We start from the raw sequence: 23,473 nt of genomic DNA, 5'->3' as shown, positions 1-23,473 counted from the left end.
CTAGATACTCTCTACGGTCAGATTTTCGTTGGTATATACACAGATGTCCGCGGCAATTTTCATGGCTTTACGGGCGACATGTTCCGCGTCGAGATCATCAATATCCACAAGCGCGCGTGCAGCAGACAGGGCAAAGTTACCGCCGGATCCAATAGCAATAATGCCATCTTCAGGTTCCAGCACATCGCCGTTACCTGTCAGGATCAGGGATACATCTTTGTCAACCACTGCCATCATGGCTTCAAGGCGACGCAGATATTTGTCCGTACGCCAATCTTTTGCAAGCTCTACGCAAGCTCGGGTCAGATTGCCCGGATGTTGCTCCAGCTTTGCTTCCAGTCGTTCGAAAAGCGTGAAGGCATCTGCCGTTGCACCGGCAAAGCCGACAATCACATTACCGCCAGCGCCAATTCTGCGCACCTTGCGGGCATTTCCTTTAATCACAGTTTGGCCTAGGGAGACCTGTCCATCGCCCGCGATCACGACCTTACCGTTTTTACGAACGGAAAGGATGGTCGTTCCTCGCCAGCTTTTTGGTTGTTCGGACATTTTTAATTCGTTTCCTGAACTTGAGTTTGGTTTTCAGTCTTTGTTCTCACGATGTAACCATTTTCAGAGCGGGGTCAAGTGTAGAGGCGAACTACCGCCCCTTTGAACAGGAGTGAACTTCACGTTTTTGGACATACAACGTCATGAACAGGTAATTAACCGAAGACAAGGCGTTGCGACATGAACGGAACTATGGAACAGCCACTCCCGGCGAATGATCGTGTGAATAATTTGCGGGCGACTTTTGAGATTCTGGCATATTTGCAAGTAGATGCCCGTAAAGATGGTCATCCAGAACTTGCGGATCGTCTGGAATTTGCCATGACGTATGCGGAACAGAAGCTGAAAGAATTGAAAATGCCACCTTCAACAGGCCTTTAAGCTGCATCTGATACGACCAAAAGGCGTCTTTATCTTGGATTCAGGCGCGACAACTGCTATATCCACGCTGGTAAATTAAAACTCTGCGCCCGGAAGGATAATTCATGCGTGAAGGTCGTGTTACACGGAATACCAAGGAGACCCAGATTGAAGTCTGGCTCGATCTTGATGGTACCGGACAATATGATGTAGAGACAGGTATCGGCTTTTTGGATCATATGCTTGAGAATTTCTCAAAGCATAGCCTGATTGATTTGAAAGTCCGTGCCAAAGGCGATCTGCATATCGACTTTCATCATACGACCGAAGATACGGGTATTGCTATTGGTATGGCAGTGGCAGAAGCGCTTGGTGATCTGAAAGGGATCACCCGGTATGCATCTTCCTATATTCCAATGGATGAAACTCTGTCTCGAGTATCCCTCGATATTTCCAACCGTCCTTACCTGATCTGGAAGGTTGATTTCTCGCGCGATAAACTTGGCGATATGGATACGGAACTCTTTAAGGAGTGGTTTCAGGCTTTTGCCATGGCGGCAGGCATCACACTGCATGTGGAAAACCTGTATGGTGAGAATAATCACCATATCATTGAAAGCTGCTACAAAGGCCTTGCCCGCGCCATGCGTGAGGCAACGGAAATTGATCCACGCCGGGCTGATACTGTTCCTTCCACCAAAGGTGTGTTGGGCGGCAGCCTCTAGCGTTTCGCCAAATTTATAAGAGACGAGCGGCGATCTGAGATGTGTTTCTTAGAGAGACCGTTGGAAATTAATGATGATTACAATTATCGACTATGGATCCGGCAACTTGAGATCGGCAGCCAAGGCGTTTGAACGCGCGGCCCTAGCTGTAGACTACGCCGGAGAGGTTATTGTTACCAGTGATCCCGAAGTGGCAGCCAAGGCGGACAGAATTGTTCTGCCTGGTGTTGGTGCCTATAAGGATTGCCGCCAGGGGCTTGATGCGGTCAGTGGTATGTATGATGCCATTGAAGAAGCCGTTCAGAAGCGAGGCATTCCCTTCTTTGGCATTTGCGTTGGCATGCAGTTGATGGCCACACGTGGTGTGGAGCACGGCATCACAGAAGGCTTTAACTGGATCGAAGGTGATGTGGTTAAGCTGGAGCCAGCGGATAAAACACTGAAAATTCCGCATATGGGATGGAATGAACTGGAAATTTCCAGCGATCACATTCTGCTGGATGGCATTAATCCGGGCGCACACGTGTATTTTGTTCACAGCTATCACATGCAGCCAACGAGTGCTGATAATGTGCTGGCGACAGTGGATTATGCAGGGCCGGTTACCGCTATTGTGGGCCGTGATAATATGATCGGGACGCAGTTTCACCCTGAAAAAAGTCAGGAAGCCGGTCTCAGATTGATCGGGAACTTCCTGAACTGGAAACCATAAGGGAGCTGATCATGACCTCTGGATCATCTAAAATTCAGCAACCTGTTATCGAACTGGTTACAAAGCTGGCCTCGGGGGATCTATCAGATCTATGCGATGCAGCGGATCAGGCCATTTTGGATGGAAACGGGTTTGGTTGGCTTACTCCACCTGAACGTTCAAAGCAGGAAGCTTTCTGGAAAGGTGTCATGATGATGCCCGTGCGGGAGCTGTATTGCGCGCGCCTTGAAGGCTCCATTGTGGGGACAGGGCAGTTGGTCAAACCGTTCTCCAATAATGAAGCAAGCGGGCATATCGCACAGGTCTCCACCTTCTTCATTGCGCCATATGCGCGGGGCCACGGACTGGCGCTAGGGCTTCTGGCGGTTATTGAACAATCAGCACGCAAGCAGGGCTTTACGCGCCTTGAAGTTGATGTGCGTGAAACACAAAAAGCGGCGATTTCCCTGATCGAAAACAGTGGCTTTGAACGCTGGGCCATTAAAGAGAAATATGCCTATGTTGGAGACCGTTATGTGCGCGGTTTCTACTATGTAAAAGATTTGGAAACGGTAGAAGAATTATGAACCTCTATCCTGCAATTGACCTGAAAGATGGAAACTGTGTCCGCTTGCTTCGCGGTGAAATGGACGCGGCCACTGTGTTTAATAATGATCCTGGCGATCAGGCCCGCGCTTTCAAGGATGCGGGGTTCAAAAAGATCCATCTCGTGGATTTGAATGGTGCTTTTGAGGGCCGTCCCGTGAACGCATCTGCGGTGGAAAGTATTCTGGCTGCAACAGACGTTCCGGCGCAGCTTGGCGGCGGTATTCGGGATCTTGCAACCATTGAAATGTGGCTGGAGAAGGGTATCAGCCGCGTGATCCTTGGAACGATTGCCTTGCGAGACCCACAAATCGTCAAAGATGCCTGTAAAGCGTTCCCGGGTCATATTGCCGTAGGTATTGACGCGCGCGACAGCATGGTCGCCGTTGAAGGCTGGGCAGAGACCAGCGAGACATCTGCGTTGGATCTTGCACGTAAGTTTGAGGATGCTGGGGTTGAGGCCATTATTTACACTGACATTGATCGCGATGGGGCGTTGCAAGGTGTAAATGTAGAAGCCACGGCGGAGCTTGCCCGCAACATTTCTATTCCGGTGATTGCTTCGGGTGGTGTGGCGTCGATTGAAGACATCAAGAACCTGTTGGCAGTGCAGGATAGTGGCATTGAAGGTGTGATTATTGGTCGCGCGCTTTATGATGGCCGTATTGATCCGGCAGAAGCCATGAAACTGGTGGAGGGGTAAATGCTGAAAGCAAGGGTAATCCCCTGTCTTGATGTGAAAGACGGTCGGGTTGTTAAAGGCGTCAACTTTGTTGACCTGATTGATGCAGGCGATCCGGTTGAGCAGGCCCGTATCTATGATGAACAAGGTGCGGATGAGCTTTGTTTTCTGGATATCACCGCCAGTTCCGATAACCGTGAGACCATTTATGATGTGGTCCGCCGAACAGCAGAGCAGTGCTTTATGCCGCTTACCGTTGGGGGCGGGGTGCGGACCGTGGAAGATGTTCGTAAACTTCTTCTGGCAGGTGCGGATAAGGTCTCCATTAACACCGCGGCGGTACATAATCCTGAATTTGTGCGCGAAGCGGCAGAAAAATTTGGCAGCCAGTGCATTGTTGTTGCCGTGGATGCTAAACAGGTTGCCCCCGGCAAATTTGAGATTTTCACCCATGGTGGTCGCAATCCAACAGGCATCGATGCAGTGGAGTGGGCCAAGAAAATGGCCGACTATGGCGCAGGTGAGATTTTGCTCACCTCAATGGATCGGGATGGCACGCGGGAAGGATTTAACATTCCGCTTACATCCGCGATTGCAGATGCGGTGACCATTCCTGTGATTGCCTCAGGCGGTGTTGGAAATCTGGATCACCTCGCGGAAGGGATCCGAGATGGTCATGCAACGGCCGTCCTGGCGGCGTCTATTTTCCACTTTGGTGAATACACCATACGCGAAGCAAAAGAAGCCATGCGGGATGCAGGTATCCCTGTTCGACTTTAAGGGGGCAGCATGAGTGAAACAGCAGAAATACTGGACCGGTTGTTTGAAACCATTGCAGGACGCAAATCTGCAGATCCGGACAGTTCTTACACTGCCAAACTTTACGCCAAGGGCACTTCCAAGATAGCCCAAAAGGTAGGCGAAGAGGGTGTGGAGCTGGCGCTGGCAGCAGTTCAGAATAACCGGGATGAAGTGATCAGCGAAAGCGCGGATCTTTTTTATCACATGTTTGTTCTTTGGGCCGATGCAGGGGTTGAGCCTTCAGAAATTTATGCCAAACTGGCAGAGCGGGAGGGCCTGTCCGGGCTCGTTGAGAAAGCCTCCCGCAAGACTTGAGGGGCCGTAAAGGAAAGGAAGCGCCATGGCGTATGATAAAGAAAATATCTTTGCGAAAATCCTGCGAGGAGAGATCCCGAGTAATACGGTTTATGAGGATGATCAAATCCTTGCCTTTAATGACATCGCGCCGAAAACACCTGTCCATGTACTGGTTATTCCAAAGGGCGAGTATATCGATATGGACGATTTTGCCGCGAACGCATCTGCTGCTGAAATCGCACATTTCTTTGCAAAAGCAGGTGAGATTGCGCGCGGACTTGGTCTTCATGAAGGTGGCTACCGTCTGGTGACCAACAATGGTGAAAATGCCGGTCAGATCGTTCCGCATTTCCATATCCATCTTATGGGTGGACAGCGCATCAAAGAGGGAAGCATGGCCCGTGGTATGGACGGCGCCTAAGGCAGGGCTTGCGCGCTCGTCATGATATGCACTTTCAGGGGCTCGGCGCGGCCCCTGATGGATACCTCTTCGGTTCTACTTGACCCTTCAAATTCGGCCGCTCTTGCCAATCGATCTGAAAAAATAAGCTGCGCCCCATATTCCTTGGTGAGGCCCTCAAGGCGGCTGGCGGTATTTACAGAATCCCCGATTGCTGTGATTGATGTCGCCTTGCCATATCCCATTTCGCCAATAATGACCTGACCGATATGGATCCCGATACCCAGACGTAACGGCTCCTCAAGATCGGATTTCAAAGAGTCGTTCAGTCGATCCAGTGCGTCAGACATGGCCTTTGCCGCTTTTAGGGCGTTTTCAGCCGCGACTTTGGGCTCATCTTCGAGCCCAAACAGCGCCATAACACCGTCACCAATAAACTTGTCCAGATGCCCACCGGAATTTTCGATGGCTTCTCCCATGTGGCGGAAATACTGATTGATCACAAAAACCACGTCATAGGGAAGTTTGGTTTCGGAAAATTTTGTAAAAGCCCGAAGATCAGCAAACAGAATAGCAATAGTTTTTTCACGCCCTTGCAAATAATCTGGACGTGAAAAAGCAGCCCTTGAAGTGGCTTGTTGTGGCAGTAACGGGATCACAGAGAGATTGCCAACAGCCGCTACCTGACAGGCAAGGCGTGTGTTTTCTGTGGCACCCACACGTTTTAGAACAGAAAGTTCCTGATCGCTTGGCGGGGCCAACAAATGTGCCCCTTCAATAATACGTATGCGACAAGTTGAACAGCGTCCACGGCCTCCGCACACCGCCGCATGAGGGATATCGCCAGACTGGCTTGCTTCCAAAACGGTTGTTCCAGGTGTCACCCGAACCTCTCTGCCGTCTGGATATTTGACGGTAACCAGTTGTTTAACGCGGAAATGAACACTCCAGAACAGGCGGCTAAGTCCAAGAATGATCCACGCACCAAGAATAAGAATATATCCTGTGTCTCTGACACCTTCTGCCCAAATCAGGTCGTCGTTGGTCAGTCCCAATTTGGCGAAGAAGTGCTTCAGCCATTCCTGATCCTGAGCCAGTATTTCCACATCATGGGCGGCAACGAGAAATCCGCATATGGCAAGCACGGGCAGAATAAGTGCTATCGGATACAGGAACGGATAGGCTTTCTCGTAAGAGGGCTTCAGGCGGAGCCAGAAATGAACACCTATGCATCCATGTGCCCACGCGATGAGCAATGCCCCGGTTTGTAGGAGGGATTGATAGGGGGTCGCGATCCAAAGGGCGTAAATGACATATGTGTATGTATCATTTACCCCCAACGTCTCGTGAACAATTCTGGTGCCAATGATGTGGTAGATCACCATTGGCGGGATCGCCAGTCCGAAGATAATTTGTATGGCTTCTTTTAAGGGGATGCTTCGATAAGAACGATGGGCAAGTAGTTTGGCGAAAACCAGAATTACATGGATTATCAGCGCGCCAAGCAGAAGGAGGGAGCCAAGGGGATTTCGCCATATGGCAAGGAAAACGTCTCGCCCCGCTTCAAGTGCCTCCAATGAGACCAGACCAAGGGTGTGATTGAGAAGGTGGGTCGTCAGAAACAACATGAGAACGATACCACTGTAAAGTCGCAACCGTTCTGCGCGCAGCCACTTAAGGCGTGTGTTTCCAGATTCTGTATCAGCAGTGGTCGATGTCATGAAACCTCGGAAGAAACTAATACAGGAACTCTGAAATTAATATGCTTGCCTGTCAAGAATTGCCCTGCTTTTAGAGGCGGGCTTTGATCAACTCTTTGAGATCTTTTTCAGGTCGTGCGCCAACATGGCTGATGACTTCTGCGGCCGCGATAGACGCAATCGCTCCACTTTCGGCAAGGCTGCGGCCGTTTGTGAAACCGTAAAGAAAACCCGCAGCGTACAGATCGCCCGCGCCCGTTGTATCGACAACTTCAATACTTGTATCCGCCGCAATTTCAATGGAAGTATCACCTTCAATAATGACCGAGCCTTCAGCGCTCCGGGTCACACAGGCAAGCTCCACCTGTCCGCGGACTGCGTCAATTGCCGCTGCCAAATCATCAGTCTGATAGAGTGATTTGATCTCGTCCTCGTTGGCGAAAAGGATATCCACACCGCCATTGATAAACTCTTTGAATTCATTACGGTAGCGATCGACACAGAAACTGTCGGAAAGAGTAAGGGAGACCCGCTGCCCCGCTTCATGGGAAATATCCGCAGCTTTTCTGAACGCGGCTTTACCCCCTTCTGGATCCCAAAGATACCCTTCCATATATGTCACCTGAGAGCTGGCAATTTCTTCTGGATTGATATCCTCTGGGCTGAGTTCTACGCAAGCACCCAGATACGTGTTCATTGTGCGGTGAGCATCAGGTGTCACCAGAATAAAGCTGCGGGCAGTTGCCGGGCCATCGGCTGCTTTTGTTGTTTCAAAATTCACACCCAATGCGCGGATGTCATGGGCGAAGATTGCGCCCAGCTGATCGTCTTTCACTTTACCGATGTAATTGCTGGACCCGCCAAGGGAAGCGACACCCGCAGCCGTATTACCTGCGGAACCACCGGAGATTTCAACAGCCGCGCCCATATGTCCGTAAAGTTCTTCAGCGCGCGCTTCGTCAATCAGGTTCATGGAGTTTTTGACAAGCTGTTCCCGCTCGAGAAATGCATCATCCACTTTGCTGATGACATCAACAATGGCATTACCGATGCAAGTTGTATCAAAACGGGTATGTGTCATGGGACCTCCACGAATTAAAATCTGCCGGGAGTATAGAGCCCGCGACCTTCTATGCAAGTGAACACTGTACTTTTACGCTGTAATTTGCCAACAATATGTAATGCAGGAAATGATAAAGAAAACAGCCGTTGAAGCGGTTGAGCTGTTAAAAGCGGGCGAGGTATCCCCACTTGAACTGGTTGAGTTCTCCGCAGCGCGGATCCTTGAGACAGATGACGCGGTCAATTCAATGCCGATCAGATGTTTTGATCGCGCCCGTGATCATGCAAAACGCATCATGGCGGAAGGGAAATCAGATAATCCCAATTATCTGCATGGTCTGCCTATTGCCATTAAGGATCTGACACCTGTGGAAGGGGTGCGATTTACGCTTGGCTCCCCTATTTATGCAGACCAGGTGGCAACCCATTCAGATCTGATGGTGAAGCGTTTGGAAGCCGCTGGTGCCATTGTGATGGGTAAGGCAAATACACCTGAATTTGGCGCAGGAGCCCAAACTTTTAACGAAGTTCTTGGCACAACTACAAATCCTTGGGACACAACAAAAACGCCGGGTGGATCTTCCGGTGGCTCTGCTGCTGCGCTGGCGGCCGGACAGGTTTGGCTCGCGCAAGGAAGTGACTTGGGCGGCAGTCTGCGCATTCCTGCCAGCTTTACAGGCACTGTGGGACTTAGACCCTCCCCTGGTCGTGTGGCCCATGGGCCGGCGACACTGCCTTTTGCACAAAATTCTGTGGAAGGACCCATGGGCAGAACGGTTGCCGATGTAGCGATGATGCTGGATGTGATGGTTGGGGAAGACCCCATTGATCCTATCAGCCTGCAACGACCACCCTATTCTTATCTTGATAAGGTGAAAGAGGGCGGGAAGTTTGATCACGTGGCGTATAGCCCCGATTTAGGGACGAACCCCATTGATGCCGAGGTGGCAGAAATCTGTGAAACGGCCGTTCGCTCTTTTGTGGCTCATGCCAATTCTTTGGAGCAGGATTGTTTTGATCTCTCTGAAGGGCATGACATTTTCCAGATTCAGCGGGCGGCACAATTTGCAGCTACTCATGGACCGAAACTTGAAACGGATCGTGACAAGTTAAAACCTGATGTGATTTGGAATATTGAAGCGGGGCTGAAACTAACGGCGGCAGATATTGGCTGGTCGCAAAGGGCGCAAGGGCAGTTGGTTCATCGGGTCGCAGCCTTCTTTGAAAAATATGACCTTCTGTTTACCCCGACCGTGATGGTGCCGCCGTTTAATCACGAAATCAGATCTTTGTCAGAGGTGAACGGTGTTAAATTTGATAATTACGTAGCGTGGCTTGCGCAGACCTATCTATTGACGATCACCGGATGTCCGTCCATTTCGGTTCCCTGCGGCTATACAAAATCCGGCTTGCCTGTGGGATTGCAGATCATGGCAGCACCGCATCGTGAGGATCTGGTTTTGCAAGCCGCTTGGTTGTTCGAAACAGATCATGATTTTGCTGCTATGGTTCCCGTGGATCCACGGTCATGAGGCAAAGGAAAATATTGCAACAGTGGGTATAAATGCCTAAATCAACAGCATTGATCAATTAAAGCAACTGGGGGCGTACAGTGATTTCAGCCATCAATAAAGCCATCATGCAATTTTCGGATCCTGCGTTTAGATCCGTGATCCTGAAGTCAGTGATGTTTTCTCTGCTGGCGCTGGTACTGACATTTATTGTTGTGTTGCAGCTTGCGGGCCTGATCCCTTCCTCTGACTGGGAATGGGTCAACACGATGGTTGGCTGGCTGAGCGGAGTTGGCGCTTTCTTTGTGGCGCTGTTTATTTTCCCGCTCTCCATGAGTGCTGTAATTGGCATTTTCCTTGATGACATAGCAGATGCCGTTGAAGACAAGCACTATCCAAATGATCCTAAATCCCGTGAAATCCCCTTATGGTCAAGTGTTTGGGATGCGCTTAAGTTTTTTGCGGTGATTGTCCTTTGCAATATTCTGGCTCTGCCTCTTTATTTCATTCCAGGCATTAATCTATTTGTGTATTACATCCTCAATGGTTACCTGCTCAGCCGTGAATTTTTCCAGCAAGTCGCCGTGCGCCATCATGAAATGAGTGTGGTCAGTAAACTTCGGAGAATTGGCGGAATGGAATTATTCCTGACCGGTGCTTTAATGGCTTTCGGTATGACCATTCCGATCCTGAATCTGATTGTGCCAATTATCGGCACTGCAGCCATGGTTCACCTTTATAAAAAACGGGCGGCGATGGTTTCTACGCCGACCTCAACAGAAATTGAAGCAGTCTGATGAAGTTGAAGATCATTGCGTCTATGGGATTTTTGACCCTTCTCACGGCTTGCGGTGCGACAACCCAGACGGCATCGACAGAGGCGGCGGCTGAGGTCAAACCTTTGGCTAAGACAAAAAAATCTGAACAGCCTGTAGAAACACCGGTTGTTGTGGCGAAGCTACCTGAAGAAAAGCCACAACCCGAACCTGAACCTGCTTTCGAAGTGCCGGAAATTGATATTCTGAAAGGTAAGGAAGTAGCTGAGATTGAGGCGGTTTTTGGGGAGCCGGTTCTGCGCCGAAAAGATAAACCAACCGAGATCTGGCAATATCTTTCAAGTTCATGCGCGCTTCACCTGGTATTCTACCCCGAAAACGGTAAAACAGGCCCGCTCACCGTTCAGCATATTGCGATGAATGACCGGGAATCGGTTAAAGATGTCCCGGTTCGTGCCTGCTTTGAAAGCCAGCTCAAGAAACTGGGGGCTGAAAAAGTGAAAGAGCTGACCAGCTGATTAATTTGCAAGTGTCGTTTTTGCTTTGTAGGGGCAAAGATCTTCCACAATACAGCGGTAGCATTCCGGCTTTCTTGCTTTGCAAACATATCGTCCGTGCAGGATCAACCAGTGGTGCGCGTGGCGAAGAAACTCTTTAGGGATTTTCTTCTCCAGTTTTTTCTCTACCTCTAGAGGCGTTTTTCCAAGCGCAATTCTGGTTCTGTTGCCAAGACGGAATAGATGGGTATCTACAGCGATGGTTGGCTGGCCAAATGCGATATTGAGAACAACATTGGCTGTTTTGCGGCCCACACCCGCTAGTTTTTCAAGCTCTTCCCGGGTTTGCGGAACTTCGCTGTTGTGATCGCGGATCAGGGCTTCGCAGAGTTTGATGACGTTCTTGGCCTTGGTTTTATAAAGACCAATGGATTTAATGTAATCTCGAACAGTATCTTCTCCAAGTTCCAGCATTTTCTCTGGTGTATCTGCCACGGCAAATAAAGGGCCTGTGGCTTTGTTAACCCCCACGTCCGTTGCTTGAGCAGAGAGAACAACGGCTACCAGCAGTGTGAACGGATTAACGTAATCCAGTTCGCCTTGCGGCTCCGGGTTTTGCTCTTCCATCCGGCGGAAGAATTCATGGATATCTGCCTTTTTCATAAGTTGTTATTGGCATAGCTCGGCGCATCGTGCAATCATCTTGTGACGACGTGCAAGTGGAAGGCGCAGCTTCATGGAACAAGTTGAACGACATGAGGGAGAAGAGAGAATTCATTTTTCGATCATACTTCATCCTCATCGCAGCTTGAGCCCGCGTGCCTTTCTTATTTTGATGGGCTGTATCGCCGGGGTCAGCTTTATCACCGGTATGGTATTTCTTATGATGGGAGCCTGGCCGGTTCTGGGCTTCTTTGGGCTGGATGTACTGGCCATATACATCGCCTTTAAGATGAATTTTAAATCTGGCAAACGTTATGAAATAGTGGAAATTCGCGGAAGTGATCTCACTGTAAAAGCGGTTCTTCCCAATGGGCGGAGTTCAATAACTGTTTTTCAGGCTTACTGGTCGCGTATTCTTCTGGATAATAATATTTTGTGCGTTCGATGCCGCATGGAGACACTGGAGTTTGGGCGGTTTCTGATAGAAGAGGAGAAGGCAGAGGTGAAAGAGATGATCACCCATGCCTTATACCGATATAGAAATAACGCGGTACTTCATTAACATTAGTCGCCAAGCCCCAGCACATCCATCATATCGTAATTTCCGTGAGGTTTGTCTTTTGCCCAAAGGGCAGCGCGGACAGCACCGCGAGCAAAGATAGCGCGGTCACCTGCTTTGTGGCTGATTTCAATGATTTCATTTTCAGCCGCGAACATGACAGTGTGGTCACCAACCACATTTCCGCCGCGTAAGACAGCGTATCCGATATCGCCTTTTTTGCGAGCGCCTGTAATGCCATCGCGCCCACGATCCGCAACTGAATCATGATCCACTTGGCGACCCTCCGCAGCAGCTTTACCTAAAAGGAGAGCGGTACCTGAAGGAGCGTCTACCTTATGGCGATGGTGCATTTCCAGAACTTCAATATCAAATTCATCGTCCAGAATGGCGGCAACTTTTTTGGTCAGCTGAGCTAACAGATTAACGCCAAGGCTCATATTTGCACCCTGAACGATTGTGGCGTCAGAACCTGAGGCTGTAATCTCGGTCTGTTCTTCGTTGCTGAGCCCAGTTGTTCCTATCACGTGGATTTTGCCGTATTCGGCAGCCAGTTTGGCATGCTCTACGGTTGCCATTGGAGATGTGAAATCAATGATCGCGTCTGATTTTTCAAAAAGCGCGCGAGGGTCATTGGTAATCTCAATGGTAAGTGGTTCGATACCTGCCAATAGGCCAATATCTTTGCCAAGAAAAGGAGAGCCGTCTGGTTCAGTGCCACCGCAAACTATGGTGCCCTTGGTTTTAGTAATTTCCGCAACCAGCATGCGGCCCATACGACCACCACAACCGACAATACCAATTTTCATATCTGACATGTCCACATCCTTCAAACAGCGTGCTGAATGAAGGATGTAGCATAGTTGGAGGTTTCTGGTAAGAGGACTTTAGTCCTTCAGGTCTGCCAGAAAATCTTTAACGCGGGAGAAGAAGCCTTCAGATTCAGGGTTATGGCTTCCCTTCCCTTCTTCCTCAAACTCTTTCAGGAGTTCTTTTTGACGTTTCGTGAGGTTCACGGGTGTCTCCACAATGGTGTGAATATACATATCACCGTGACCACTGGTATTCATGATCGGCATACCTTTTCCGCGAAGACGGAATTTCCGGCCGGATTGAGACCCCGCACTGATAGAGACTTTGGCGCGAGCACCATCCAGTGTCGGCACTTCAATGTCACCACCAAGTGCCGCTGTTGTCATCGGGATAGGCACCCGGCAATGCAGGTTCTGTCCATCACGTTGGAAAATCCGGTGATCAGCGATGGTGAGGAAAATATATAGATCGCCTGGAGGGCCGCCCCGCTGTCCAATTTCACCTTCGCCTGTCAGACGGATGCGATTGCCGTCATCCACACCCGCAGGAATGTTGATGGAAAGAGTTTTCTCTTTCTCAACACGTCCTTCGCCGTGGCATTTTCCGCAAGGCTTGTCGATTACGCGGCCCTGACCATGACAGGTCGGGCATGTGCGTTCGATGGTGAAGAAACCCTGTTGGGCACGAACCTTGCCGTGGCCTTGACAGGTTCCACAGTTTACAGGAGAGGAGCCGTCTGCGGCACCACTGCCATCGCAACTGTCACACTCTACGGAAGAAGGAATGCTGATTTCGGTTTCTTTTCCATGGAAGGCTTCTTCCAGAGTAATTTCCATGTTGTAGCGAAGGTCAGAGCCACGTGATTGACCGTTGCCACCACGGCGTCCGCCGCCCATGAAATCACCAAACAGATCTTCGAAGATGTCAGAAAATCCGCCGCCGCCCATGCCGCCAAAACCACCTGCACCGCCCATGCCACCATTTTCAAAGGCGGCGTGGCCATATTGGTCGTAAGCTGCACGCTTCTGATCGTCTTTCAGAATTTCGTAGGCTTCGTTGATCTCTTTGAATTTCTCTTCAGCCTCCGCATCATCCGGGTTTCTGTCCGGGTGATACTTCATCGCCATCTTGCGATAGGCTTTTTTCAAGGTGGACGCGTCCGCACCGCGATCAGCACCCAGAACTTCATAATAGTCGCGTTTTGACATTTCTTATCGCCTAACCAATGCCGCCCCGGCCTGATTTCTCAAACCGGGGCGGTATCACTTATTTTTGGTTCAGGACCGTCATTCAAACGGGCCGCCCTTAGCTGTCTTTTTTGTCGTCTTTGACTTCTTCGAAATCGGCATCGACAACATCGTCATCAGCGTTGCTTGCGCTTTCACCTTCAGCTTCCGCGCCTTCTTCAGCTTGCGACTGAGCGTATACAGCTTCACCAAGTTTCATGGATGCCTGTTGCAGGGCTTCCATCTTCGCTTTGATGGCCTCAACATCGTCACCGTCTTTAACTTCTTTCAACTCGTCAAGAGCAGCCGTAACAGGACCCTTCACATCGTCACCGATTTTATCACCAAGCTCTTCAATGGTTTTCTCGGTTGTGTGAATGAGGCTTTCAGCCTGATTCTGAGTTTCCACCTGTTCTTTGCGGACTTTATCTTCCGCTGCGTGCTGTTCAGCTTCCTTCACCATACGATCAATATCGTCATCGCTCAGGCCGCTGGAAGCCTGGATCTGGATTTTCTGCTCTTTTCCAGTTCCTTTATCCTTCGCGGAGACATTTACGATACCGTTGGCATCAATATCGAAAGTAACTTCAATTTGAGGGATGCCGCGTGGTGCGTTAGGAATTTCTGTCAGGTCGAAATTGCCAAGCAGCTTGTTATCTGCGGCCATTTCACGCTCACCTTGGAAAACCCGAATGGTCACAGCAGACTGATTGTCTTCAGCTGTAGAGAAAGTCTGGCTTTTCTTCGTCGGAATTGTTGTGTTCCGTTCGATCAGGCGTGTGAACACACCGCCCAGAGTTTCAATACCAAGTGACAATGGTGTCACGTCCAGAAGAACAACGTCTTTCACGTCACCTTGCAGAACACCAGCCTGAATGGCGGCACCCATGGCAACAACCTCGTCTGGGTTCACACCTTTATGTGGTTCACGACCGAAGAACTCGGTAACGACCTGCTGAACCTTAGGCATACGGCTCATACCACCAACCAGAATAACCTGATCAATTTCAGACTTATCAAGGCCTGCATCTTTCAGGGCTTTTTCACATGGTGGCAATGTGCGTTTAATCAGGTCCGCAACCAGATTTTCAAACTGTGCGCGAGACAGGTTCAGCTGCAAGTGTTTTGGACCAGACGCGTCTGCCGTAATAAATGGCAGGTTCACTTCTGTGGCCTGTGCAGAAGACAGTTCGATTTTCGCTTTCTCCGCAGCTTCTTTCAAACGTTGCAGCGCCATGTTGTCGTTGCGAAGGTCGATGCCGTTTTCTTTTTTGAACTCGTCAGCAAGATAATCAACCAGTTTCAGGTCAAAGTCTTCACCGCCAAGGAATGTGTCACCGTTAGTGGATTTCACTTCAAAGACGCCGCCGCCGATTTCCAGGATGGATACGTCAAATGTACCACCACCAAGGTCAAACACAGCGATGTTCTGGTCATCTTTGTCCATGCCGTAGGCCAGAGCCGCAGCAGTCGGTTCGTTGATGATACGCAGAACTTCAAGCCCGGCAATTTTACCGGCATCTTTCGTTGCCTGACGCTGTGCATCGTTAAAGTAAGCAGGAACAGTAATAACTGCCTGTGTTACGTTTTCACCAAGGTAGCTTTCAGCTGTTTCTTTCATCTTTTGTAGAATGAAAGCAGAAACCTGACTTGGGGAATATTCTTTGCCACGCGCCTCTACCCATGCGTCACCGTTGTCGGCTTTGACGATGTTGTATGGCACCATCTCTCTATCTTTTTGGGTCGCTTTGTCATCAAAACGACGACCGATAAGACGCTTAATGGCGAATAGTGTGTTTTCAGGATTTGTAACCGCTTGGCGTTTCGCGGCCTGTCCCACAAGAGTCTCACCATCTTTGGTAAAACCTACCATGGAGGGAGTTGTGCGGGCGCCTTCGGAATTTTCGATAACCTTTGAATCCTTGCCATCCATGACTGCGATACAAGAATTCGTGGTACCAAGGTCAATACCAATTACTTTAGCCATTTTATCCTCATCTATATTGGCAGATCACAATAGCCATTGAATGCACCATGGTGATCCCCAGGATTAATAATCTGTACTTTCTGTCGTCTATATAGGTGTGTTGAGTATGCAGTGCAAGGCGCGAAATGATAGTTTTTTTACATTTTCTGGCCGTTATTCACTGTTCACGGGGGATCAATAAAAAAACATCTCCGTGATATCAGCAGGCTCCCCTTTACCTTATCCTTCAGCTCTGTTATTTGGAATGGACATTCCTTTTCCCATTTGGGGTATCCATGTCAAAATCCGGTCAAACCAGCGATGCCGTAAGTGCAGCGCCATCAGAAGAAAATCGGCAGCTTCAGGGTCTTGCTGGGGCGCTTGGTGCGTTTACGCTCTGGGGTGTTTTCCCGCTATATTTCAAGATGGTGGACTATGTCCCGGTGCTGGAGATCATGGCGAACCGGATTATCTGGTCTTTGGTTCTGGTGATCCTGATCCTTGCCTTTACGGGACGATTGAAGACCTTAAAGAAAACAGCCCTCAACAAACGCAGTCTGGTGTGGTTCACCGCAACAACACTTCTGATTGGTGTCAACTGGATTACATTTGTCTGGGCTGTAACGTCGGATATGGTGCTGGAAGCCAGCCTTGGTTATTACATAAACCCGCTTGTAAATGTGATGCTGGGAATGCTGTTTTTAGGAGAACGGCTCAACAAGGCGCAAGGCTTAGCTATTGGTCTTGCTGTGGTGGCAGTCCTGCTGCTCACCATAAGATTGGGTGTGGTTCCATGGGTTTCGCTTGTGTTGGCGTTTTCTTTTGGTTTCTACGGCTTGCTTCGGAAGAAAATCCCAACGGAATCAACGGTTGGCTTGGCGATGGAAACCGGTATCCTGACACCCATCTGTCTGGTTTATGTGGGATATCTGGCCTTTACAGGAACCGGCGGTGCTGGCGGTGGGTTCTATGATACGCAAACTAATCTGCTGCTTGCAGGACTAGGGTTCGTAACAGCTATTCCGCTTATTCTTTTTTCTTTTGGGGCACAGCGATTGCGTCTGTCTACGGTTGGGTTGCTCCAGTATATAGCCCCAACCATTCAAGTGTTCCTTGCCATATATGTGTTTGGAGAGACCTTCACTCAGGACCGGTTTATTGCATTTGGTCTGATCTGGGTTGGGCTGATTATATACACCTGGGATGGGATTAGGAACCGCAAGGCATAAAAAAAGCCGCCTGAAATAGGCGGCTTTTTAAGTGATCTGATCTACTTCTTAAGCGGTTTGATCAACACCCGCAGGTTTATCCTGCCCGCCTTTGGACACACCCACCAGAGATGGGCGAAGCAGACGGCCGGCGATTACATAACCGGACTGAACTTCCTGCAGAACCGTTCCTGTTTCCACATCCGGGTTTTCGATCTCAAACATGGCTTGATGGAAGTTTGGATCAAACTTTTTGCCTACAGATTCGATTTTTTCGATCTTGTGCTTTGCAAAAGTTTTCAAAATTTCTGAATCAGTCATTTCGACACCGGTCAGAATATTATTTACGGTCTCGTCAGTTCGGGCTTCTTCCGGAACCGCATCCAGTGCCCGGCGAAGATTGTCAGAGACACCCAGCATATCGCGGGCAAATTTGGACACTGCAAAATTGTGGGCGTCTTCTTTGTCTTTTTCTGCGCGGCGGCGAAGGTTTTCCATATCCGCCAAAGTGCGTAGAAGTTTGTCTTTCAGCTCCGCAATCTCAGCGGCTTGCTGCTCCTCTAAAGAAAGCTCTTCTTCAGGGGTAGCCGCTGCTTCTGCGTCTGACAGGGCATCCATGGCGCCGTTATCGATGTCTTCTTGCATGACGCCTTCCAGATTTTCCTGTTCGGTCTGAGCAGTATTTTCCATTTCCTGTTCAGGATTTTCAGAAGAATTCTGGTTGTTGTTACTCATCTTTTCATTTCCTCATATGCTGGTCACATCAGTCCAGCAAACGACCAATAATCTTTGCCGTATAATCCACCATTGGGATGATACGCGCGTAGTTAAGGCGGGTTGGGCCAATAACTCCAAGGGCACCAACTACCTGATTTCTACTATTCTGATAGGGAGAGATAATCATTGATGTGCCGGAAAGCGAGAAAAGATTGTTCTCAGCCCCAATAAAAATACGCACACCGCTCCCGCCCTCGGCCAATTCCAGCAGTTTTATACCTTCCTTGCCGGCCTCCAGAGTGTCAAAAAGCTGTTTGACCCGTTCCAGATCTTCAACGGCCTGGACGTCCTGCAGCAGGTTGGAGTAGCCTTTGACAATCAGGGTTTCTTTACCGCCCCAACTGGCGATTCCCTTCTCAACAAGACCAGCGGTCAGATCATCCAGTTCCGCTTCCTGAGATGAGATCTCTTTTCGGATTTGGCTTTTTACCTCTGAAAGCGTTTTCCCTTGAAGGCGGTGAGTGAGGTAGTTACCAGCTTCAATCAGGGCGCTGGGGCTTAACCCCAACGGAAGTTCAATGGTTCTGTTTTCTACCTGTCCATCGGCGGTGACCATAATCACCAAGGCCCGATTGCCCCCAAGGTTCACAAATTCAATTTGTTTAACCGGGCTGTCCGTCTTTGGTGCCATCACTAAAGACGCACAATTGGACAGGCCTGAGAGCATACTGCTGGCTTCCCCTAAAACTTCGTCGAAGTTTTTTCCATCTACGGCGCAGCGGGTTTTAATGTCCGCCCGCTCTGCATCCGTGAGGTTGCCAACTTCCAACAGCCCATCTACGAAAAGCTGCATTCCCATTTGTGTTGGTAAGCGCCCCGCCGATACATGAGGGGAATAGAGAAGCCCTGCATCAGTCAGATCCGCCATGATATTTCGGATGGAAGCAGGGGAGAGGCCGATATTTTCGATGCGTGACAGACTACGAGAGCCGAGCGGCTCCCCCGTTTCAAGAAAGTTCTCCACAATCGCGCGGAAAATCTCTCGGCTTCTGTCGTTTAATTCTCGAATATCCATTCTGCACCATAACCCAATGGAAGCGCTGACGATAGTACATCAAATTTAGTCATATGTAGTAAAGGGGGAGCCTTGCGTCAATCAAGGTGAGGCGCTACAAGAGACGCAGACTTACAATATCATCTGTGAACGAAGGAAACACGATGCGCCCATCTGGAAGACAGGCTGACGAGCTTAGAAATATTATTCTGGAGCCAGGCTATGCAATGAATGCTGAAGGTTCCTGCTTTATTAAAGCCGGAAACACCCATGTATTATGCACAGCCAGTATCGAGGAACGTGTGCCGCCTTTCCTTCGCAATACAGGTAAAGGCTGGGTAACCGCGGAATATGGCATGCTGCCACGTTCCACCGGTAGCCGCATGGGCCGTGAAGCGGCGCGTGGTAAGCAGCAGGGCCGTACCGTTGAAATTCAACGCCTCATTGGCCGCTCTCTTCGCGCAGTTGTTGATATGGAAGGCTTTGGTGAGCGTCAGATTACCGTTGACTGTGATGTTATTCAGGCAGATGGCGGAACACGCACAGCGTCGATCACAGGCGCTTATGTGGCGTTGTATCAGGCATTTGATAAACTTGTTGAGCAGGGCAAGATTTTGCAAGTGCCAATGAAACAGCAAGTGGCCGCGGTTTCCTGTGGTATTTACAAAGGCACGCCTGTTCTGGATCTGGATTACCCGGAAGACAGCAACGCTGAAGCCGATACAAATTTTGTTCTGTCTTCTGACGGCCGTATCATTGAAATTCAGGGAACAGCCGAAGAAGATCCGTTCACCGAAGCGCAATTTACATCCATGTTCAGCCTTGCCAAAAAAGGGGTTCAGGACCTTTGTAAATTGCAGCGCGAGGCATTGGGTATTTAAAAATGGCACGGCAGTTCGACGGAAATAAGCTGGTTGTTGCCAGCCATAACGCAGGAAAAGTCCGTGAAATCGGTGAATTGCTCGCCGAATTTAACGTGACCCCCATTTCTGCAGGTGAACTCGGACTGCCCGAACCCGTAGAAGATGGCGATACCTTTATCGCCAATGCGGAAATCAAAGCGCTGGCGGCGGCAAAAGCATCTGGTGAGATTTCCCTAAGTGATGATTCCGGCTTTGCGGTTGAGGCCTTGAATGGTGATCCGGGTATATACTCCGCGCGTTGGGCGGGACCTGGCAAAGATTTCACAGTTGCCATGCAGGCGGTGAAAGACAAGCTGGAAGAGGGGGGACATTCTATCCCGACACCAGCGTCTTTCATTTGTGCGCTGACACTTGCCTGGCCTGATGGGCATATGGAAAGTTTCGAAGGGCGCGTGAACGGACAATTTGTCTGGCCTATGCGTGGTGATAAAGGCTTTGGATATGATCCGGTTTTTGTCGCGGATGGTATGGACATAACTTTTGCCGAAATGGAGCCTGCTGAAAAGCATGCCATAAGCCACCGTGCGGACGCTTTCCGCCAGTTGATCAATGCCTGCTTTGGCGGCAAATAAGGCCCCGGATCCCGGATTCGGGATCTATTTTCATTGGCCATTTTGCCGCAAGAAATGCCCTTATTGCGATTTTAACAGTCATGTTCGTGACTCAGTGGATCAACGTGTATGGACTGATGCCTTGCTTGCTGAATTTCAGTATTTTGCAGACAGGATAGAGCCGCAAACGGTTACCAGTATATTCTTTGGGGGCGGCACCCCGTCCTTGATGTCACCTGATACTGTCAATGACTTGATTGACGGTGTGAAGGCGCGTTTTCCCATCGCTTCGGATATTGAAATCTCCTTGGAAGCCAATCCTACCTCTGCCGAGGCGGAGAATTTCAAGGGATATCATGAGGCGGGGGTCAATCGTCTGTCCATGGGGGTGCAGTCCCTGCGGGATGAGGCTCTTCGGTTTTTGGGGCGTGAACATTCTGTGAAAGAAGCGCGGCAGACCATCGACATGGCGCGGAATATCTTTCCCAACATTTCCTTTGATTTGATCTACGCATTGCCGGATCAAACCTTGCAGGAATGGGAGGCTGATTTAAAAGCGGCGCTCTCTTTAGCTGGGGATCACATCTCCCTTTACCAGTTGACGATTGAGCCCAATACAGGATTTGCAGGGGCTTACAAGCGGGGGGAGTTCAACCTTCCCAAAGATGAAATCGCTGAAGAAATGTATATGGCCACGCAAGAGATTTGCGCTAATGCCGGATTGCCATCCTATGAGATTTCAAACCATGCAAAACCGGGCGCGGAATGCCGTCATAACCTGACCTACTGGCGATATGGCGGGTATCTGGGTGTGGGTCCAGGGGCCCACGGGCGGCTTCCCACCGCTGCCAGGCGAATGGCGACCAACCAGACTAAAAAACCGGAAAGCTGGCTTCAGAAAGTTATGGAGCAGGGCCACGGAACCGAAGCTGAGTCTATCATCTCTAACCCCATGGAAATGGCGGAAGAGACGCTTCTGATGGGACTTCGGTTGAAGGAAGGGGTGTGGTTTGAAAATTTCGAACGGATTACAAGCCTTCAATTTGATCAGGTCGTCAAAGGCGAAAACCTGCGATCCTTGGTGGATGCAGGCCTTCTTGTAAAAACCGATGACTATGTTGCCGCAACTGATGAGGGGCGCTTTGTCTTAAACAGTGTTCTTGCGCATTTGCTTAGTTAATTGCAGGTGTAAAGCTGTCCGGGGCAGGTTCTAAGACTTCCAGTTCAGATTGCCCAATGGTCATCACGGCAAGGCCGCGTTGCGCTAGCCCATTTGGTAGAAGACGGAAAATTCCGTTGTAGCCAGCAAATCCATCTGGATCTTCAAGTCGCAATTTACTGAATTTATCTTCGCCCCCTTCTGATGCCAGAATACCTGTTAGGGCAAAGGCGTCATAGGCAAGGCTGCTGATAAGCGGCGGGTAATATCCATATGTGGCTTTAAAGCGTTCCAGAAATTGTCGGCTTGGCTCTGGGGACGGGGCAGCGAACCATCCACCCACCAAGGCAGGTTCCGTTGACAGATTGCGATCTGCCCAAAGGCCGGTGCCGATATATTTTACTTTAAGCGGGTCAATATCATAGTAAGACAGAAGCGGCGCCAATTCACGAAGGCGTTGTCCGCCTTCCGGGATGATAATGGCTTCAAAAGGCACATCCCCTAATGTATCCAGTTTTTTAAGGCGTTTATACTCTGCCTTTGAGACGTCATCTTCTTTGTCTTCAACCTCTTTAATGGCGAGCTGCAATTGCCTTTGGCGTTCTTCATAATTGCCAATTTCCTTGGCATACTCATGCAACTCCTCAGACCCAGGAGGCAGATCTGCGGGATATCGGTTGATATGAGTTAGAAATACACCCAGCTGTGACGCCGTCTGGCGAACACTGTCAACGGCCGTTTGCCCATAAGGGGTTGTTGGCGCAAGCACGGCAAATTTTGAAATGCCCTGCTGATAGGCAAATCCCATAACCCGCTCTATTTGTTGTTGTGGTGTCAGGCCGATCAGATATGCCCCGCTTCCTGCGGCAGTAATGTCAGTGGAGAAGGCGATTACATTTACCCGGCCGGCCGCTTCATTTCGAACAGATTTTACCGCATCAGAGAAAAGCGGCCCCAAAATCACTTCCGCCCCTTCTCGGATAGCTGCGCGGGTGGCCAGCAGTGCCCCTTCAGCTGTTCCTTTGGTGTCATAAGGTTGGAGTTTGAGTTGCTCGTTTCTTAGATCAAAAAGCGCAAGATAAGCCGCTTTCAGAAGGTCATTGCCGACCTTTTCGTATTTCCCGGTGAGAGGCAGTAAAATCGCAATGCGAGAGATTTGCTCCTTCGGAGTAAGTTCGGGGGGGCGAAGAGATAGAGAAGGCCCTTTTGGCATGGCTTCGAGGCGCGCTTGTTCTTCAGCTGCGGCTTTACGCTGTTCGGCAAGAAGACGTTCAGCTTCTGCTTTCTCTCTTGCCATGGCTTCCGCTTCCAAGGCTTTCGGGTCTGGTTCAGGCTTTTTGGTCTCGACGGGTTTTGGAGTTTCGGCTTGATTGCTACCGCCAAAATCGACAGTTTGGCAGGCGCTCAGTCCCAGCAGGCAGCACATAAATAGGGAAGTGATGAGCTTTGTCGTTTTGGATGTCTGACTATGTTTCAAACGCACGTCATATGCTCCTAAAATTGGGACATGGTATTTGTTGCAGTCTAAAAGCATGGGGCTTGGAGCGGCAAGAAATTAATGTCATTCTACCGTCAGGGAACCCTATAACTGAGGCAGGAATTTGACAGCGGATCAATTGGAAAGCAAGAGGCTGCATTTTAAGAAAGGGCAGCGGGCCGAAACAGTTGCGGCTTTCTATCTGCGCCTTAAGGGGTACCGCATTGTGGCCAGGCAGTTGAAAACCCCTCAGGGGGAGATCGATATTATTGCGAAAAAGGGGCAAACCCTGATCGCCGTTGAGGTGAAGTTTCGCCCATCCCTGGAAGAAGGCTTGTTGGCTGTAAGTCAGTTGCAGCAACAAAGAATATCGCGCGCGTTATGCAATCTTACAGCCAAAAAATCACAATATAGTCAGATGGACTTGCGGCATGATGTCATCGTCGTTCGGAATTTCAAAAGCCGTCCCATTCATGTCAAAAACGCATGGTAACAAGGTC

Annotated in this window: 27 protein-coding genes; 17 read left to right on the top strand and 10 right to left on the bottom strand. The window is 49.8% G+C overall.

The genetic code is table 11. The features are described from left to right. Positions 1–549 carry an ATP-dependent protease subunit HslV gene (gene hslV, locus GUA87_RS03105; protein WP_193715048.1) on the bottom strand — a complete coding sequence of 183 codons (549 nt, stop codon included), beginning with the start codon at positions 547–549 and terminating at the stop codon, positions 1–3. A 180-nt stretch (positions 550–729) separates the two neighbouring features. Between hslV and GUA87_RS03100 the strand changes: the two genes are divergently transcribed. The 8 genes from GUA87_RS03100 to GUA87_RS03065 all read left to right on the top strand — a co-directional run bounded on the left by GUA87_RS03100 (position 730) and on the right by GUA87_RS03065 (position 5,132). Next, the gene (locus GUA87_RS03100) at positions 730–930 is read left to right on the top strand and encodes a hypothetical protein (RefSeq protein WP_193715047.1); all 201 of its coding nucleotides are present in this window, start codon (positions 730–732) and stop codon (positions 928–930) included. 104 nt (positions 931–1,034) lie between these two features. After that, on the top strand, positions 1,035–1,634 hold the full coding sequence (hisB, locus tag GUA87_RS03095) for an imidazoleglycerol-phosphate dehydratase HisB (RefSeq protein WP_193715046.1): 600 nt from the start codon (positions 1,035–1,037) through the stop codon (positions 1,632–1,634). A gap of 70 nt (positions 1,635–1,704) precedes the next feature. Beyond that, positions 1,705–2,346, top strand: coding sequence for an imidazole glycerol phosphate synthase subunit HisH (gene hisH, locus GUA87_RS03090; protein WP_193715045.1), 642 nt, complete (start codon positions 1,705–1,707; stop codon positions 2,344–2,346). A gap of 11 nt (positions 2,347–2,357) precedes the next feature. Continuing rightward, positions 2,358–2,912, top strand: coding sequence for a GNAT family N-acetyltransferase (locus GUA87_RS03085; RefSeq protein WP_193715044.1), 555 nt, complete (start codon positions 2,358–2,360; stop codon positions 2,910–2,912). Further along, a complete protein-coding gene (gene hisA / locus GUA87_RS03080; protein ID WP_193715043.1) occupies positions 2,909–3,634 on the top strand; it encodes a 1-(5-phosphoribosyl)-5-[(5-phosphoribosylamino)methylideneamino]imidazole-4-carboxamide isomerase in 726 nt (241 codons plus the stop codon). Before GUA87_RS03085 ends, hisA begins: the two co-directional genes overlap by 4 nt. Next, entirely contained in the window at positions 3,635–4,393 is a 759-nt protein-coding gene (gene hisF, locus GUA87_RS03075) for an imidazole glycerol phosphate synthase subunit HisF (RefSeq protein ID WP_193715042.1), read from the top strand. A gap of 9 nt (positions 4,394–4,402) precedes the next feature. Continuing rightward, positions 4,403–4,729: a phosphoribosyl-ATP diphosphatase gene (locus GUA87_RS03070; RefSeq protein WP_193715041.1), complete on the top strand. Its 327-nt coding sequence runs from the start codon at positions 4,403–4,405 to the stop codon at positions 4,727–4,729. Positions 4,730–4,754: 25 nt separating this feature from the next. After that, positions 4,755–5,132 carry a histidine triad nucleotide-binding protein gene (locus GUA87_RS03065; RefSeq protein WP_193715040.1) on the top strand — a complete coding sequence of 126 codons (378 nt, stop codon included), beginning with the start codon at positions 4,755–4,757 and terminating at the stop codon, positions 5,130–5,132. On the opposite strand, the gene GUA87_RS03060 is transcribed toward GUA87_RS03065, so the two are convergent. Both GUA87_RS03060 and GUA87_RS03055 read right to left on the bottom strand, forming a co-directional pair. Further along, the gene (locus GUA87_RS03060; RefSeq protein ID WP_193715039.1) at positions 5,129–6,832 is read right to left on the bottom strand and encodes an adenylate/guanylate cyclase domain-containing protein; all 1,704 of its coding nucleotides are present in this window, start codon (positions 6,830–6,832) and stop codon (positions 5,129–5,131) included. The genes GUA87_RS03065 and GUA87_RS03060 overlap by 4 nt on opposite strands. Before the next feature lie 70 nt (positions 6,833–6,902). Beyond that, the gene (locus GUA87_RS03055) at positions 6,903–7,892 is read right to left on the bottom strand and encodes an adenosine kinase (RefSeq protein WP_193715038.1); all 990 of its coding nucleotides are present in this window, start codon (positions 7,890–7,892) and stop codon (positions 6,903–6,905) included. Positions 7,893–8,001: 109 nt separating this feature from the next. On the opposite strand from GUA87_RS03055, the gene GUA87_RS03050 reads away from it, so the two are divergent. The 3 genes from GUA87_RS03050 to GUA87_RS03040 all read left to right on the top strand — a co-directional run bounded on the left by GUA87_RS03050 (position 8,002) and on the right by GUA87_RS03040 (position 10,678). Beyond that, positions 8,002–9,405 (top strand): amidase, encoded by a 1,404-nt coding sequence (locus GUA87_RS03050; RefSeq protein ID WP_227711664.1) that lies wholly within the window; start codon positions 8,002–8,004, stop codon positions 9,403–9,405. An 80-nt stretch (positions 9,406–9,485) separates the two neighbouring features. Further along, positions 9,486–10,181, top strand: coding sequence for an EI24 domain-containing protein (locus tag GUA87_RS03045; RefSeq protein WP_193715036.1), 696 nt, complete (start codon positions 9,486–9,488; stop codon positions 10,179–10,181). After that, positions 10,181–10,678, top strand: coding sequence for a hypothetical protein (locus GUA87_RS03040; RefSeq protein WP_193715035.1), 498 nt, complete (start codon positions 10,181–10,183; stop codon positions 10,676–10,678). Before GUA87_RS03045 ends, GUA87_RS03040 begins: the two co-directional genes overlap by 1 nt. Here GUA87_RS03040 and nth read toward each other — a convergent pair whose 3' ends face one another. Next, positions 10,679–11,320 (bottom strand): endonuclease III, encoded by a 642-nt coding sequence (gene nth, locus GUA87_RS03035; protein WP_193715034.1) that lies wholly within the window; start codon positions 11,318–11,320, stop codon positions 10,679–10,681. Between the two features lie 73 nt (positions 11,321–11,393). Here nth and GUA87_RS03030 point away from each other — a divergent pair, with 73 nt between their 5' ends. Continuing rightward, the gene (locus GUA87_RS03030) at positions 11,394–11,882 is read left to right on the top strand and encodes a DUF2244 domain-containing protein (RefSeq protein WP_193715033.1); all 489 of its coding nucleotides are present in this window, start codon (positions 11,394–11,396) and stop codon (positions 11,880–11,882) included. A gap of 2 nt (positions 11,883–11,884) precedes the next feature. On the opposite strand, the gene dapB is transcribed toward GUA87_RS03030, so the two are convergent. The 3 genes from dapB to dnaK all read right to left on the bottom strand — a co-directional run bounded on the left by dapB (position 11,885) and on the right by dnaK (position 15,905). Further along, positions 11,885–12,688, bottom strand: coding sequence for a 4-hydroxy-tetrahydrodipicolinate reductase (dapB, locus tag GUA87_RS03025; RefSeq protein ID WP_193715800.1), 804 nt, complete (start codon positions 12,686–12,688; stop codon positions 11,885–11,887). Between the two features lie 78 nt (positions 12,689–12,766). Continuing rightward, positions 12,767–13,900, bottom strand: coding sequence for a molecular chaperone DnaJ (dnaJ, locus tag GUA87_RS03020; protein ID WP_193715032.1), 1,134 nt, complete (start codon positions 13,898–13,900; stop codon positions 12,767–12,769). A gap of 97 nt (positions 13,901–13,997) precedes the next feature. Then, on the bottom strand, positions 13,998–15,905 hold the full coding sequence (gene dnaK / locus GUA87_RS03015) for a molecular chaperone DnaK (RefSeq protein WP_193715031.1): 1,908 nt from the start codon (positions 15,903–15,905) through the stop codon (positions 13,998–14,000). Between the two features lie 275 nt (positions 15,906–16,180). On the opposite strand from dnaK, the gene rarD reads away from it, so the two are divergent. Next, positions 16,181–17,113: an EamA family transporter RarD gene (rarD, locus tag GUA87_RS03010; RefSeq protein WP_193715030.1), complete on the top strand. Its 933-nt coding sequence runs from the start codon at positions 16,181–16,183 to the stop codon at positions 17,111–17,113. A gap of 48 nt (positions 17,114–17,161) precedes the next feature. On the opposite strand, the gene grpE is transcribed toward rarD, so the two are convergent. Beyond that, positions 17,162–17,827: a nucleotide exchange factor GrpE gene (gene grpE / locus GUA87_RS03005; RefSeq protein ID WP_193715029.1), complete on the bottom strand. Its 666-nt coding sequence runs from the start codon at positions 17,825–17,827 to the stop codon at positions 17,162–17,164. Positions 17,828–17,855: 28 nt separating this feature from the next. After that, the gene (gene hrcA, locus GUA87_RS03000; protein WP_193715028.1) at positions 17,856–18,884 is read right to left on the bottom strand and encodes a heat-inducible transcriptional repressor HrcA; all 1,029 of its coding nucleotides are present in this window, start codon (positions 18,882–18,884) and stop codon (positions 17,856–17,858) included. Between the two features lie 143 nt (positions 18,885–19,027). Between hrcA and rph the strand changes: the two genes are divergently transcribed. Genes rph through hemW form a run of 3 tightly spaced genes read left to right on the top strand, consistent with a single transcriptional unit; the run spans position 19,028 to position 21,517 of the window. Next, a complete protein-coding gene (gene rph / locus GUA87_RS02995) occupies positions 19,028–19,744 on the top strand; it encodes a ribonuclease PH (protein ID WP_193715027.1) in 717 nt (238 codons plus the stop codon). Between the two features lie 2 nt (positions 19,745–19,746). Then, a complete protein-coding gene (gene rdgB / locus GUA87_RS02990) occupies positions 19,747–20,358 on the top strand; it encodes an RdgB/HAM1 family non-canonical purine NTP pyrophosphatase (protein WP_193715026.1) in 612 nt (203 codons plus the stop codon). After that, a complete protein-coding gene (gene hemW / locus GUA87_RS02985) occupies positions 20,336–21,517 on the top strand; it encodes a radical SAM family heme chaperone HemW (protein ID WP_193715025.1) in 1,182 nt (393 codons plus the stop codon). The genes rdgB and hemW overlap by 23 nt, the downstream gene beginning before the upstream one ends. On the opposite strand, the gene GUA87_RS02980 is transcribed toward hemW, so the two are convergent. Next, on the bottom strand, positions 21,510–22,979 hold the full coding sequence (locus tag GUA87_RS02980; RefSeq protein WP_193715024.1) for a penicillin-binding protein activator: 1,470 nt from the start codon (positions 22,977–22,979) through the stop codon (positions 21,510–21,512). The genes hemW and GUA87_RS02980 overlap by 8 nt on opposite strands. A 118-nt stretch (positions 22,980–23,097) precedes the next feature. Between GUA87_RS02980 and GUA87_RS02975 the strand changes: the two genes are divergently transcribed. After that, positions 23,098–23,466 carry a YraN family protein gene (locus GUA87_RS02975; protein WP_193715023.1) on the top strand — a complete coding sequence of 123 codons (369 nt, stop codon included), beginning with the start codon at positions 23,098–23,100 and terminating at the stop codon, positions 23,464–23,466. The last annotated feature ends 7 nt before the right edge of the window (positions 23,467–23,473 follow it).

The organism is Sneathiella sp. P13V-1, from assembly GCF_015143595.1.
Taxonomy (GTDB): domain Bacteria; phylum Pseudomonadota; class Alphaproteobacteria; order Sneathiellales; family Sneathiellaceae; genus Sneathiella.
Note: the sequence above shows the minus strand (reverse complement) of the source record. Positions and strands in the feature narration are given on the sequence as shown.